Raw genomic sequence first — 13,665 nt, 5'->3', positions numbered from 1 at the left:
TGGCGGTTGTCGTTGGGGGTTGCTCGACGCAGCGCTAGCCGCGCTCGATCATCCGGCGCAGCCGGTGCGCCGCCTCGAGCGTGGGCGCTAACTCGGCGACCAGTGCCAGGCGCAGCCGGCCCGCGCCTGGGTTGTGGCCGTTGGCATCGGCGCGGCCCATCAAACTGCCCGGCAGCACGCTTACGTGCTCTTCGCGAAACAGGCGCTGCATGAAAGCGATGTCGTCACCGCCGGGCACGGCGGGCCAAAGGTAAAAGCTTGCCTCGGGCGTGGGAAAATCCATCACCGGGGCCAGCACCTCGGTTACGGCGCTGAATTTTTCTCGATACGCGTCGCGGTTGGCGCGCACGTGCGCCTCGTCCTGCCAGGCCGCGATCGAGGCGTGTTGAAGCGGCAGCGACATGGCCGAGCCGTGGTAGGTGCGGTAGCGCTTGAACGGGGCCAGAAGTTCGGCGTCGCCGGCCACGAACCCGGAGCGAAGCCCCGGCAGGTTCGAGCGCTTGGAGAGCGAGTGAAACACCACGCAGCGGCGATAATCAAAACGGCCAAGCTCGGCGCAGGCTTGTAGTAGCCCCGGGGGCGGCGTGTCTTCGTCGAGATAGAGCTCGGAGTAGCACTCGTCTGATGCGATGATGAAATCGTGCTCGTCGGCCAGTTCGATCAGCTGTTTGAACTCGGCAAGCGGGGTGACCGCGCCGGTGGGGTTGCCCGGCGAGCAGATAAACACGATCTGAACGTCCTGCCAGGTGGCGGCGTCCACCTGGGCGTAATCCGGGCGAAAGCCGTTTTCCGCGGTGCAGGCCAGGTAGTGCGGCTCGCCGCCAGCGAGCAGCGTGGCGCCTTCGTAAATCTGATAAAACGGATTGGGCACCGCGACTTTGGCTGGCCGGCTGCGATCGAGGGCGGCTTGCACGAAGGCGAATATCGCCTCGCGGGTACCGTTGACCGGCACGATCTCGCGATCCGCGTCCAGGCCCGTAAGGTGGAAACGCCTGGCCGCCCAGTTGGCGATGCTTTCACGAAGCGCGAGCAGGCCGTTGGTCGCCGGGTAGCGGGCCATTTCGTGCTGATACGCCGTTAGCGCCTCCAGCGCCCCCTTGAACGGGGCATGCTGGGGCTCGCCGATGGTGAGCGCAATGGGATCGAGCTCGGCGGGGGGTGTCAGCCCCTTTTTCAGCGTGGCCAGCTTCTCGAACGGATAGGGATGCAGCGCGTTAAGATCAGGATTCATGGCGGGTCCGTGGCGGGCCTGGGCGGCGGCTGAAAATTGTCAGCTACCGATTATAGGCAACCCCCAGGGCTTGCTCAAACATACCGGGAAATAAGCCTCCGCCAAACGGGTCACGCCCAGGCCGCCTCATTACGCCTCGAGGAGGCCTCAAAGATAGGTGATGGTGTAGCCGCGCACCCAGGGGCGGCCGCTGTCGTCGTTGTGGGGGGGCAGGTACAGGTTACCGATTCTGACCTGGGGCACGATGGGGTCGTTGGCCTGGAGGCAGACGTGAAGCAGGTAGCGCGGGCTTCGCGACGGGGCCGGGTGGGCCTCGTACGCCCAATGGCCGTAGTTTGTTCCCGGCAGGGGTTGCCAGGGCGCGCTTTCCGGCGCGTCGCAGCCGCCACGCCAGGCACCTGGCAGCCAGCTATGGGTGATCGACTGCTCCACCTGCTCGCCCAACCGCGCCAACACCATGGCGTGGGGGGCGTCGGTGTCGACGCGCATCGCCGCGCGGGCCGCCTCCGCCGCCCAGTGCTGAAACGACAAGCGCGCGACCGCCGGCAGGGCAAACGCGAAAGCGCCATACACCAGGGTAAAAAACAGCAGGAAGATGGCCGCGAACTCGATCGCCACGGCGCCGCGCTGTTGGGCGTTAGTAGGCAATCGAGGGCACCCCGCAGTTGGTCGAGTGAAGGTGGACCTCGGTCTGGCCAAGCGTTACGCCCAGCGCCCCGGGCAACTGCGTACTCACCAGCGTTCCAACACCGGTCAGGCTGGGTTTCACGGAATTCAGCAGCGTCCCCAGCAAAAGACATGCCTTACCCGAGCAGGTGACGGTATTGGTGGTGGCGTTGGTGACGCTTAGCGCGTCCGACGTAGCTATCAATGCGAGCGGAGGAGAGTCCTTGGCCGCGAGTAATTGGGTCAAATTATTTGTCAGGCAGCTGTTCCAGCGCGTAAGGGATCTACTGACCAAGCCGCAGGCGCTATATCGATTGCTCAGTAGGTTCAAAGAGTAATCGGCGTAGGCTTCAAAAGCGGCTCTGAAACGCACTCCTCTGCAGAGAACACCTACCACCGTGCATGTGAGAGAGCTAAGAGCAGGTACGTAGGGCGCGTTGGGAACGATAAAGTTATCGGTGAGCACCGGGACAAGAGGCTGGCCGCTGGTATTGCGCGCCTGGCTACCATCCAAGATCAGCGACAGCACCGCCTGGACATCGTAAAAGCCATCACTTCTCTTCGTCGCCTCGAGGTATTGGGTGGCTAGCTGGCCAAGCAGCACGTTTTGCGACTTGTCACCCACCATAAGCGTCTCTTGGGAGTGCCGCTGCGGCGTACGAAACAAGCCAGATAGAAGATCGAGAAGATTACTGACCAGGCCGTTGACCGTATCGCGTAGCGCCAGCGCGTCGGGCTGAATCGTGCGTTTTTCCGCCGCGCGCATATCAGACAGAAGGGCTTGGCGACGAAGGCCGTTGATATGCGAGCGCCCGGTGAGCATGGGCTGGCTGAAAAGCCTCAAAAGCTCGGTGTTTTCGAGCCGCGCGGCGCAGCTTTGGGGCCCCGGCGCTGCGCCTGGTGCAGCCAAGTTCCCTACGCAGGCCTCCAGGGTCGAGGTCGTTACCGCAATATCGGCGGTGGGCGTATCGAACTGGCACTGTAGCCGGGTGAGCTCGGCCTGGGCCGAGCCAAGATCGAGGGTGATCGGAAAGTTGACCCGTACGCCCAGCAGCCCGGAAAAGGGGCCGAGCGGTGCCAGACCCGCGGTATCGAGTTTGACGTCGAGCCTGAGCTGGCCGCCCGGCACCTGGCTGCCCGCCGGCCCAATGGCGATCACCGGTGCCGAGACCATTCGGGCCGCTACCTCGAGGCCGAAAAGCCCGTGGCTTTCAAGCGCAATCGTTTGCTCGCGGGTGCCGGTCAGCAGCGCCACGGCCAAGAGCTCGGCCAGGTTTACGCGGCTTTCGAGTACCGCGCGGGTGCTGTTCACGGCGTCCCGCTTTAGCTCGATCAGCCCGGTGGCGTCGCTTCCCAGTAGTTTCAGCTTGACCTGGCCAAGCCGCGGGTTGGCGGCGATCGCGCGGCCAAAGGCGCGAAGCGAGGCGCGCAAGCTCTCGTCGTCGACGTTCTGGGCCATCGCGTCGATCAACTGGGAAAGCGTCAACGAGGCAAGCCTTTGATCGGTGAGCGCGATCAGCTCCAGGGACGTCATACGCGACAACTCCACGATGCTGGTCTCGATACCGAGCGCTTTGAAAAGCCCCAGCGGGCTTACGTCGGTGCTGGCAACGCCGCTTGCGTTGAGAGTCGTCAGATGCGTGGTGTCCACCCCGGCCGCGCGCAAAAAGCGCCCCACTGGTCGTTCTCTTTCCAGGCGCAGAAGTTGGCTGCCGACCGTAAAGGCGGCCACCGCATCGCTTCGCTGGGCGGTCGCGCGGGCAGTGAGCGTGACGTTCTCACCAAGGCCACCACTGACCAGGGCGCCGCCCCGTAGCACGAGGCTCGCCGGGGTCGAGCGACTCACCGTGACCTCGACGGCGGCGTGGGGGATCGGCGATACCTGGCGCATCCCGTCCTGGCTTGCAAGGGTCACGCAGCGCAGTGACAGCGCCCTTTGGGCATCCGCGACGAAGCCATGAACGGCGGCGGATTCCAGGGCGAGCGTGTGGGCAAGGGCGGGGGCGCCGGCACAATAACCCCGCGGCAGGCGGGCAGAGGCCTCCAGCGCCGCCATATCGGCCACTTTCTGCAGCTGGCGCTTTTCGAGAAAAAGCCGCCCGGTATCGACCAACAGCGCCATGACCAACAGCAGCGTCATCAGTACGAAGGCCGTCAGGCCACTGATGAAACCGCGCTGATACAAGGGGCTGTGATGGCCAGAAAAAGCCGGGGTCATGTTCACCTACCTGTTATCAAAACGAAGGAAAACGCTTTTCCGTTGGGCGTGTTCTCACCCCAAAATGCACCGCTAATGCTACGGCGCGGCCACCTCGAGGGTCCGCAAATAGGCGCGCCCCACTATCTGGTCGGGCAGCGGGGGGAATTGAGCGCCCAACAATCGGATGGGGGGGAGTATGGTGTCCGGTGAAGGGTGATGCAGGCAGACATGCCAGGCGCCTTCCAGGGGGGCGACGGTCAAATAGTGGTCCTGGCTTGCGCAGGGCGCGACCCAGGACGCCGGCATCCATGCGGCGTCGATGATCGAGGCGATATGTGCCGCCGCCTCGTCCTGGGTAGCTTGATGATGGTTTTTCCAAACCAGGCCTTCTCTTAACGCATCCGAGGCCAACTGCTGATAAGTGGCACTCAGCAACAGTGGCATGGAGAGGCCGATAGCGCCGTAAAAAAGCCCCAGAAGCAGAACGAAACTCAGCGCAAACTCGATACTGACGGCACCGGTTTGGTGCGCTTTAAAAGTAGGCACGGTTATTCAGCCGATATTGGATTAGCCATCGCTTTTAACTACTGTTATAAAACGAGCGTTATATAACGGTTGCGATAGAGATTTCCCAATTGTTTCCGGGATCGTTTTCCTGGCTTTAGTTACCGGTCGGCGGTGTATCGTTACCAATTTTAAGGCCTGTCACGATGTCTTGGAAAAAGACCACGATACCGTCGCCCAGTATTGTGAGAATGGCGATCAGTCCCGCCGCAATCAAACCCGCAATCAGCGCGTACTCAATCGCCGAGGCGCCTTTTTTATCGGTGTGAAGGGTGGTCAGGTAGGTGTAGAGAGAAACGAATGCTTTCATTAGGAATCTCCGATTCAAGTTTTGCGGTGCAGGACCGCTAGAGGGTTATCGATCGTTTAAGCCATTGTTCAAGAAGCGATATCTATTTATCGTCATCTTGCGCATTTTCATGAGTAATTTTTTACTTCTTTAGATAGTGCTTTTAGTTAAGTGGTTGTTTTATTAGCTAGTTGTTTTAAAGATAAAGCTGAAAGCGTTATGTTTGAGACGCAATCACTCTTTTTATTTGTTGTCGTGTAAAGTGTCGGGTATCTATTGAACGTTATCGTTGGTACTTTTTAATGACGGATTAAGCCGACTTTTTATAGGCTTTTCGGTTTAAAGTGATTTTAACTTTGCCGGTACGCTAGCCCTCCTGGTCGATGGACCAAACAAGCGCACAGTGTTGGGAGCCAACAATAGTGAGTAGCCGTTTTTTAATGTGTATTGCGGTGGCGCTGGTGGTGGCGGCCATCGCCGTGGGCTATGCGGGTATTCGAATCGCCCAGCAGCCCGCACCGGCGCCTGCCGCGGGCGTTGACGCATCCGGCGACCCGGTGCTTGGCGAAACGGCCGAGCCCCTGCCCGGGGTGGAGGTCGTGGTGGTCGCGAAGGACCTGCGCGCTTATCATCCAATCGTTCGCGAGGATCTCCAGATAGAACGGCTGAGCCTGATGCCGCCGGGCGGGTTCAGCGATCCGGATCTTTTGATAGGGCGCTCCGTGGGGCTCGATACCGCTCAAGGGACGGTATTGAAAGAGAGCCACTTTGCCAGCGGCGGTACGGTGGCGCGCATGATTCGATCCGACGAGCGGGCGATTGCCGTACCTTTCAACCCGGCCATGGGCGCCGGGGGGCATGTCTCGCCCGGCGACTACGTGGATGTGCTGCTGTTTCTTCCCCAGACCGAGCAAAACGCCGATCGTACGATGCAGGTGGCCGTGCCGGCCCTGCGCGTATTGACGGTGGGTAGCGTGCTGGGGCTGACCGCGGAAGGCGAAACGGTCCAGCCGCTGTCGACTCTAACCGATAGCGCCTCGGGGGGCGCCAACCCGTCCTCGGGAACGCTGGTGCTCGCCGTCCCCGAGACGCTGCTCACCCGCTTTGCCCTGGCCGCGGATGTCGGCGAGCTAAGAATTGCCGTGCGCGCCTCTGAGGAGCGGCGTCTGGCCGATTTTCATCGCGGGGCCCCCGGCGCCTCTTCGATCCAGGACCTCAACCAGCAGCTTTTTCAGTTCGAGCAGTTGGCCCTGCGCCCGGCTGCGCCCCCCCCGGCCGTGCCCGTGAATGATACCGCGCCGCCCCCGTACCAGCAGGCGCCGGCGCCTGCGCCTGCCCCGCGTTCGCCAGAGACCAGCGAATCGTCGGTCGCCGTGATTCGCGGGGCGGTGAGAAGCCTGGAAGCGCCTTAGACCGCGGCTGCATTGTTAACGACGTGCTGTTATCAACGACGTGCCATTATCAACGACTTGCCAGTCACCACATGCTTGTTACGACCTACTCATAACGATAAACCAATAACGAGATGCCAGGGCGTTAAAGGCCAGGGTAAGGGAGACCAATGAAGAACCTGATACGCATGTTAGCCGGCGTGCTGGTGGGCGTGGGGAGCTACTCCTCCGGGGCGCTTGCGCAGTCCAGCTGTAGCGAGTTGAGCCAGGTGCCGGCCGCGCTCGAATTGGCCCCGGGCATACACCGGGAGGTGGCGTTGCCGGTCGCCATCGAGCGCCTGGCGGTCGGCAATCCTGAGGTGGCCAACGTGCAGCTGACCTCCGGCAACGCTTTTTTGATTACCCCCCTGGCGGGCGGCGTCACCAACGCCTCGATTTGGACCCCCTGCGCCGATGCGCCGGTCGAGATCGCCCTGAGCGTTTCGGGCGCCGCGAGCCAAGCGCTTGGCGAGCGCGCTTTGCAACGTGCGCCGGTGCCCTCCCAGGTGCAGACCGACATTCGCTTCGTCGAGGTCAACCGGACCCGGCTTCGCGAAGTCGGGGTGTCGCTGTTCGGCGCTTCTAATAACAATCTGTTCGCCTCGCCAGGCGTTGGCCCCGGGTCCGTCGGCGTGGGCACCATCGGCGCGTTGACCCCCGGCGCCAACGTGCCGCTTTCCAGCAGCGGTTTCAACCTGGTGGTCGGGGGGGGAAGTCAGCGCGTCATGGCCGCGCTTAGCGCCCTGGAGACCAGCGGCTTCGCCTATACCCTGGCGCGGCCGAGTTTGGTCGCGCTGAGCGGGCAAAGCGCCAGTTTTCTGGCCGGCGGCGAGTTCCCTATCCCCGTGCCCAGTGCAGGTAGCGACAGCGTCTCCATCGAGTACAAGGAGTTCGGGGTGCGGCTCACGCTGACGCCGACGGTCATCGACGAGCAGCGGATTACGCTCAAGGTCGCCCCGGAAGTCAGCGAGCTTGATTTCGCCAACGGCGTCACCATTGAGGGCACGACGGTGCCCGCGCTGACGGTTCGCCGTTCGGACACCAGCGTTTCGCTTGCCAGCGGCGAAAGCTTCATCATCAGCGGCCTGATCAGCACCAATCGCAGTGCCCAGGTGAGGCAGCTCCCGGGGATCGGGAGCGTGCCGATCCTTGGCGCTTTTTTCCGCAATAGCCAAACCCGCAGCGAAGAGCGCGAACTGCTGATGATCGTCACGCCGCACCTGGTACAGCCCATTGCGGCGGATGCGACGCTGCCCGCCCTGCCCGGCGAAGAGGTGCGCGATTACGCGCCCAGCGTGCACGAGCTGCTGCTTGAGGACGGCTCGTTCAACCGCAGCGCCGGACTGTCACAATAGGGGCGATGATGCAGATATTCATGGTATGCGGCTGCGGCGACGCAGAGATTAGCTGGCTCAAGGCGACCCTGGTGGAGCAGACCCGGCTGGTGCCGGTCAACCCTCAGTTGGAAGCCATTATCGGCTTGGCCGATCAGATGGGCAGTGGCCTCATCTTTTTCTATATCGACCCGAGTAACAGCGACATGGCGCTTTTGGTGATCGAGGGCGTGGTCGAGTCGCGCCCGGATCTTGCCGTCGTCGCCGTCGGGGAGAGCGCCGAGAACGCGCTGGTGCTGGGTGCGATGCGCGCCGGCGCGCGGGACTACCTGACCGTGGGTCAGCGCCGCAGTGAGGTGCAAAGCCTCATGCGTCGGCTGCTTCGAAAACAGCCGTCGATCATCGGCGGAAGCTCCGGCCCCCGCGCCAACGTGGTGGTGCTGGAGGGCACGGACGCCACGGCGGATACGACCTGGGTGGCCGCCCATCTGGCGCTATCGGTGGCCGAACAGCACTCGCCGGTTTTGTTGATCGATGCCGCCCCCGGGCTTGGCGAGCTGGAGGCGCTTTTGAACCTGAAGTGCAGCTTTGGCGTCGAGGACGCCATGAGTTCCGCCCAGCGTATCGACAGCGCGGTCATCGCCAACGTGTTTTCCCGGCACGAAAGCGGGCTTTTCGTGCTGCCGCTGCTCCAGGACGAGCGCTATCCCGAGCAATACAGCTACGCGGAAGCGATCCTTTTGTTGGGGGTTTTGCGCCAGCACTTCGCCTTTATCGTGATCAACGCCTGCGGCCAGGCGGACAGCGGGTTTTTGCGCGCCCTGGCAAGCGCGGCGGACCAGGTGCTTTGGTACGTCCAGCAGAGCGTGCCCTGCAGCCGTCGCAATCTGGAGCGGCTGCAGCGCTACAAAACGGAAGGCATTACTCTGAACCGGCTGGGCTTGCTGGTGGACCGCCATTTACCCAGCGTCTCGCCCACACCGGAGGTGCTGGCGGACACCTTCGCCACGCCACTTGCCGCGGTGCTGCCGGCACTAGCGGAACAGCGGCTCAATAGTCTCAACCAGGGCGTGCCGCTGTTTGAATTGGCGCCCCACAGCGAACTCTCCAGAGCGTTGCGGCGCTTGGCCAAAACGTTATTGCCCGAGTCGGTGGAAGAGCGTCGAGGGCGTTGGCGATGGCCCCGGCTACGGCGCTAACCCCCGGCCAGGTATCGGGTTGGGAAAGATCATGAGGGTTTTGCATTGCACACCAAAGAGGACGTCTTATGGAGCGAGTGGGCCGCCAGCAGCTTTTTCAGCTTAAAGAGCGTTTGCACCGCTACCTGATCGATCAGCTAGGCGATGAAGGCTCTAACCTGGTCGAAGGCAGCCGGCACGAGCTTAGGCGGTTTCTGGCCGTGCATATCCAGTCCTTTACCCGGCTGCATCAGTTGGCGGTGTCGGGCTATGAGATCGACCGGCTCACCGAGGAGATGATCGACGAGCTCACCGGCTTCGGCCCGCTGGAAATGCTGCTCAGTGATCCCAGCGTGACGGAGATCCTGGTCAACGGGTGTGAGCGTATTTTCGTCGAGCGCCGTGGGGTGCTGTCGCAAAGCGATTTGCAGTTCGTCGATGACCATCACCTTCAGCGGGTCATTCAGCGCATTCTTGCCCCGCTTGGGCGGCGGCTGGACGAATCCTCGCCCATGGTCGACGCCCGCCTGCCGGATGGCAGCCGGGTCAATGCGGTGATTCCACCCATCGCTCTGGACGGCGCCTGTCTTTCGGTGCGTAAGTTTCGTAAGGACATGCTGCAAAGTAAGGAACTGGTCGGCGCCGGCTCGCTGAACGAGGACATGTTGGCGTTTCTCGAGTGCGCGGTGAAAAGGCGCTGCAATATCGTCATCAGCGGGGGAACCGGAACGGGTAAAACCACCATGCTGAACCTGTTGAGCAGCCTGATCGATCAGCGCGAGCGCCTGGTGACCATCGAGGATACCGCGGAGCTTCAGCTCAAGCACGGCCACGTCGTGCGTTTGGAGACGCGCCCGCCCAACGCGGATGGCCACGGTGAGGTGACCGCTCGAAACCTGGTGCGCAACGCGCTGCGCATGCGCCCCGACCGGATCATCTTGGGCGAAACCCGCGGGGTCGAGGTGCTCGATGTGCTCTCGGCGATGAACACCGGCCACGAAGGGTCGATGACCTCGATACACGCCAACAACGCCGGCGATTCACTGCTACGTATCGAAACCCTGGTGGGGCTTTCCGGCGTTCAGGTGCCCGAAAGTACCGTGCGCCGCTCGATCGCCTCGGCGATCGAGGTGATCATTCAACTGTCCCGTTTGCCCAGCGGCCAGCGCTGTATCAGCGAGATCATCGAGCTTGGCGGGCTGGAGCAGGGCAATTACGTCACCAACCTGCTGTTTCGCTACGACCGGCACCAGCAAAGCTTTGTGCAAAAGAGCACCCAGGTGGTCAACGAAAAACTCCAGGGCGCATTACCGGGGGCGAGCGGTGGGTAGCGTATCGCTTTTGTTGATGGTGGGCAGCTTCATGCTGCTAGGCGCCGGGCTTTTGTTGGTGAACTTAAGCCGCCGCCAGGCGGTGGGTGAGCGCGTGGGCCAGCGGCTTCAAAGCGAGCGCACACCGATGACCCGACGCGAGCGCCGACCCAGAGGCGTGGCGCGCTGGATAAGCCAGGCCGGGCTCGAACTGCCCTCCTGGGTGGTGGCGGTGGCAACGGCGCTGGTGCTTCTGCTGGCGCTGATGCTGACCCAAATTAGCTGGATGCTGCCGCCGATTGCGCTCGTCTTGATAGCGCTGGTGGTCTATCTCGTCGGGCAGTGGCGGGCGCAAAAACGCCTGGAGCGCATGATCGCGCAGCTGCCTACGCTGTTGGATCATATGATACGCAGTATCAAATCCGGTAGAACCTTGAGCGATGCCATGCTGCTTGCCATGAAGCGCTGCCCCGACCCGCTCAACCAGGCGATACAAACCGTGCGCCGGGATATAGAGCTTGGCATGCCGCTGGCGGAAGCGGTCAACGAGTTTGCCGAGGATTACCCCCGGGAGGAGTTTTACATGCTGGCGCTGGGGGTTCAGGTCAACCAGCGCTATGGCGGCAACTCCACCGATATGCTCAATAACCTGATCATGATCATCCGCGACCGGGAGCAGGCCAGCCGCCAGTTGAGTGCCATGACCGGCGAGACGCGTATCAGCGCGATAGTATTGGCCGGCCTGCCCATCGCCATAGGGAGCTATATTTTGATGACGAACCCGACGTTCATACTCGATATGTGGGCAACGACGCCCGGTAAGGCCATGCTGCTACTTTCTTTAACGCTACAAGTGACTGGCTGTACGCTTTTGTGGCGTATGCTGAAGAGTATGTAACCATGACGCTTTTGACCCTCAGTGCGTTACTTTTTTTTGTTGCGGCGGGCCTGGTGGGCTATGTGCTGCTCACCAAGCGCTGGAAAGCGGCCATGATTGCCCAGCGCATCGCGGTGACCGATACCCCTGGCCGCATATCGCGGCGTACGCTGCTGGGAGAACTTGCCTACCTGGATGGCAAGCTGGACGCGGAAGTTCCGAAGTTGATGGAGCAGTTGAGCTGGCGCGGCGTCGACCAGCGGGCCACCTATTACGCGTTTCAGTTGGGCGTGCCGATCGCGACCGGCGTACTGGCCACCCTGGTTAGCGCGCTTTGGGGCGATGGCCCATCGCTGTTGGCGGTATTCATCGCCGCGGCGCTCGGTTTTTTTCTGCCCAAGCGCTGGCTCAAAAAGCAGGTCGCAAAGCGCCACGCCGCTATCAACGAAGAGGTGTCGGCGATGCTGCCGCTGTTGCGCATGCTCTTCGAGGTGGGCATGACCGTGGATCAGTCGCTGCGGGTACTCTCCCGGGAGGGAGAGCACATTCTGCCCGAGCTTTCCCGGGAACTCCGGCGCGTGCTCAGCCGCGTCGACGCCGGCCTCGACCTGGCCACTGAGCTCAGCGTCATGGCCGAAAGGCTTGATGTGGACCCGCTCAACGACTGCGTGGTGATTCTCGAGCAGTTGATACGCCAGGGCGGTGGGGCGGTCGCCTCGCTCATTTCGCTCAAGGAGCTTTTCCACGACCGGCGAATCACCGACCAGCAGGAGAAGGTCTCCAAGCTTTCGGCCAAGATGTCCGGGGCGATGGTCTTGTTTCTCTTTCCAGCGCTGCTGATTATTCTGGCAGGGCCTGGCTTTATGGCCATTTTTGCCGCGATATCGGGGATGAATTGATGAACCATGTTTTAGCGAGCGCTACGGTGCTTCTCGCGCTGGCGCTTTCCGGCTGTGCCGGGGTGTCCTCGACGGCGGGCGCGCCGGTCGATGCGTGCCGCCAACTGGCGCCGGAACAGCAGCTCGCCGTCGAGCTTGCCAACGATATGGCCGAGCAGGGAAGGCCCCATGCGGCGCTGGCCCACCTCGAGCAGCTGCCCGAGTCGATTGCCGAGGTGCGCCTGCGCAAGGCGCAAATTTTGCGTCAGTTGAAGGACCCCGAAGCGCAAGCGCTCTACCGCTCGCTGCTCGACAGCTGCGTGGCCGCCGAGGCGCACCAGGGCCTTGGCCAGGTAGCCGTCGTTGCTGGCGACTTCGATCAGGCGCTCGCCCATATGCGCGAAGCGGCCAGGCTCTACCCCGCCAGTTTCAAAATCCGTAACGACCTGGGCTTCGTTCATCTACAGCGTCGCGAGCTCGAAAAAGCGCGGTTCGAGTTCATGACCGCGCTGGAGCTAAGCCAGGACGACGCGCTGCCGCTGGAGAATTTAATGACGCTGCTGATCTATCAGCAGCGACCCCAGGCCGCAAGCGCGCTGCTGAGCAACGGGCGGGGGACGCCCCTACAGTACCAGCGCGCCGAAACCCGCGCCCGCCAGATGCAGCTGGAAGATCAGCAGCGCCGTTAAGTCCATGCGCCGCTACAAGGGAGATAAAGAAATGGCATATTGCAAGGTAGGTAGCCTGCGGGGCGCCCAAGCCAAGGGCGTTGGTCGGGGGTTGGTCGCGCTGGTGGCCGCGCCTTTGATGGTCGCCCTGTTAAGCGGCTGCGCGGGCCCGGGCAAGCATTCGATGACCGCGGCGGATAACTGGCTACAGGTTCAGCGCCAGGGCCACCAGGCATCGCTTACGCCCCAGTCCCTCTCACCCCGGGAGCAGGAGCTTGCTCATCAGCGCTGGCTTGATAGCTTCAACCACCCCATTCCCGAACGCTACGCAAGCGATACCGCCGGCGGTTTCAGCGGCAACTAGGGTCTGTCTGAAAAGTCGACGGGCGAAGACAAGACAAGGCAAAAATTGGCGAAAAAACGGAGTTTACATGTGTAAATGAGTATTTTGAGCTAATTTTTAACGCCGTATTGTCGAGCGCAGGCACTTTTCAGACAGAGCCTAGCCGGTGAAGCTGATGGCCCCTAGCACCAATAGCACGAGCGCCAGCGCAATGAAGGGGGCGTAGGCATAGTAGCCCGGTTCATCTGAATCTTGAACGAGAGGGTCCTGGGTGTGATCGCGCGGGGGCGGGCAAATCCCCGGTGCGTAGTGCGCAAGGGCCGCCCGGGTTTTTGCCGGCAAGCGCCGCGCGAGGGTGTGCCACACGACGAGCAGCGCCGCCGTCAGCGCCACTACCGCCAGCAACCCCGTCGTGCCCAAACACAGGCCAAGGGCGGCCAGCAGTTTGACGTCGCCTCCGCCCAGTACCCCCTTTACGTGGCCGGGTATGGCGAGCAGCAGCGCGCCTCCCACCCCGAATAGCGCCTGGGGCCAGGCCACCCCGATCAGGCTTTCGCCGGTCACGGCCAGCCACCCCGCGGCCAGCAGCAAAAACGGATACACGAGGCGGTTGGCGATCTGGCGTTTGCGAAGATCCATGTAGGCCACGGCCAGCACCCATACGAATAGAAGCGCTATACCCGGCGCCACCGGCCCT

General features: G+C 62.3%; 14 protein-coding genes. 8 read left to right on the top strand and 6 right to left on the bottom strand.

The genetic code is table 11. From position 1 onward, the window contains the following. Window positions 1-34: 34 nt before the first annotated feature. The 5 genes from dapC to ACWHXT_RS14930 all read right to left on the bottom strand — a co-directional run bounded on the left by dapC (window position 35) and on the right by ACWHXT_RS14930 (window position 4,971). On the bottom strand, window positions 35-1,231 hold the full coding sequence (gene dapC, locus ACWHXT_RS14950; protein WP_447956415.1) for a succinyldiaminopimelate transaminase: 1,197 nt from the start codon (window positions 1,229-1,231) through the stop codon (window positions 35-37). A 147-nt stretch (window positions 1,232-1,378) separates the two neighbouring features. Beyond that, window positions 1,379-1,879 carry a TadE/TadG family type IV pilus assembly protein gene (locus ACWHXT_RS14945; RefSeq protein ID WP_447956414.1) on the bottom strand — a complete coding sequence of 167 codons (501 nt, stop codon included), beginning with the start codon at window positions 1,877-1,879 and terminating at the stop codon, window positions 1,379-1,381. After that, complete coding sequence (locus ACWHXT_RS14940; RefSeq protein WP_447956413.1) at window positions 1,869-4,115, bottom strand: pilus assembly protein TadG-related protein; 2,247 nt, start codon at window positions 4,113-4,115, stop codon at window positions 1,869-1,871. Before ACWHXT_RS14940 ends, ACWHXT_RS14945 begins: the two co-directional genes overlap by 11 nt. A 78-nt stretch (window positions 4,116-4,193) precedes the next feature. Beyond that, window positions 4,194-4,643 carry a TadE/TadG family type IV pilus assembly protein gene (locus tag ACWHXT_RS14935; protein ID WP_447956412.1) on the bottom strand — a complete coding sequence of 150 codons (450 nt, stop codon included), beginning with the start codon at window positions 4,641-4,643 and terminating at the stop codon, window positions 4,194-4,196. Window positions 4,644-4,758: 115 nt separating this feature from the next. Further along, window positions 4,759-4,971, bottom strand: a complete 213-nt coding sequence (locus ACWHXT_RS14930; protein WP_447956411.1) for a Flp family type IVb pilin — start codon at window positions 4,969-4,971, stop codon at window positions 4,759-4,761. A 401-nt stretch (window positions 4,972-5,372) separates the two neighbouring features. Here ACWHXT_RS14930 and cpaB point away from each other — a divergent pair, with 401 nt between their 5' ends. The 8 genes from cpaB (at window position 5,373) to ACWHXT_RS14890 (ending at window position 12,989) form a co-directional block, all read left to right on the top strand. After that, window positions 5,373-6,362: a Flp pilus assembly protein CpaB gene (gene cpaB, locus ACWHXT_RS14925; protein WP_447956410.1), complete on the top strand. Its 990-nt coding sequence runs from the start codon at window positions 5,373-5,375 to the stop codon at window positions 6,360-6,362. Between the two features lie 149 nt (window positions 6,363-6,511). Further along, on the top strand, window positions 6,512-7,735 hold the full coding sequence (locus tag ACWHXT_RS14920) for a type II and III secretion system protein family protein (RefSeq protein ID WP_447956409.1): 1,224 nt from the start codon (window positions 6,512-6,514) through the stop codon (window positions 7,733-7,735). Window positions 7,736-7,743: 8 nt separating this feature from the next. Beyond that, window positions 7,744-8,913: an AAA family ATPase gene (locus ACWHXT_RS14915; protein ID WP_447956408.1), complete on the top strand. Its 1,170-nt coding sequence runs from the start codon at window positions 7,744-7,746 to the stop codon at window positions 8,911-8,913. A gap of 68 nt (window positions 8,914-8,981) precedes the next feature. Next, window positions 8,982-10,223, top strand: a complete 1,242-nt coding sequence (locus tag ACWHXT_RS14910) for a CpaF family protein (protein ID WP_447554150.1) — start codon at window positions 8,982-8,984, stop codon at window positions 10,221-10,223. Further along, window positions 10,216-11,100 (top strand): type II secretion system F family protein, encoded by an 885-nt coding sequence (locus ACWHXT_RS14905; protein ID WP_447956407.1) that lies wholly within the window; start codon window positions 10,216-10,218, stop codon window positions 11,098-11,100. Before ACWHXT_RS14910 ends, ACWHXT_RS14905 begins: the two co-directional genes overlap by 8 nt. A 2-nt stretch (window positions 11,101-11,102) precedes the next feature. Then, complete coding sequence (locus ACWHXT_RS14900) at window positions 11,103-11,978, top strand: type II secretion system F family protein (protein ID WP_447956406.1); 876 nt, start codon at window positions 11,103-11,105, stop codon at window positions 11,976-11,978. Further along, window positions 11,978-12,646 carry a tetratricopeptide repeat protein gene (locus ACWHXT_RS14895; RefSeq protein WP_447956405.1) on the top strand — a complete coding sequence of 223 codons (669 nt, stop codon included), beginning with the start codon at window positions 11,978-11,980 and terminating at the stop codon, window positions 12,644-12,646. The genes ACWHXT_RS14900 and ACWHXT_RS14895 overlap by 1 nt, the downstream gene beginning before the upstream one ends. A gap of 31 nt (window positions 12,647-12,677) precedes the next feature. Next, window positions 12,678-12,989 carry a DUF3613 domain-containing protein gene (locus tag ACWHXT_RS14890; RefSeq protein WP_447956404.1) on the top strand — a complete coding sequence of 104 codons (312 nt, stop codon included), beginning with the start codon at window positions 12,678-12,680 and terminating at the stop codon, window positions 12,987-12,989. Window positions 12,990-13,127: 138 nt separating this feature from the next. Here the strand turns inward: ACWHXT_RS14890 and ACWHXT_RS14885 are convergent, their stop codons facing one another. Continuing rightward, on the bottom strand, window positions 13,128-13,658 hold the full coding sequence (locus ACWHXT_RS14885; protein WP_447956403.1) for a prepilin peptidase: 531 nt from the start codon (window positions 13,656-13,658) through the stop codon (window positions 13,128-13,130). Window positions 13,659-13,665: the final 7 nt, after the last annotated feature.

The sequence above is a fragment of the Vreelandella halophytica genome, from assembly GCF_968193635.1.
This window is presented reverse-complemented; position numbering and strand designations above follow the sequence as displayed.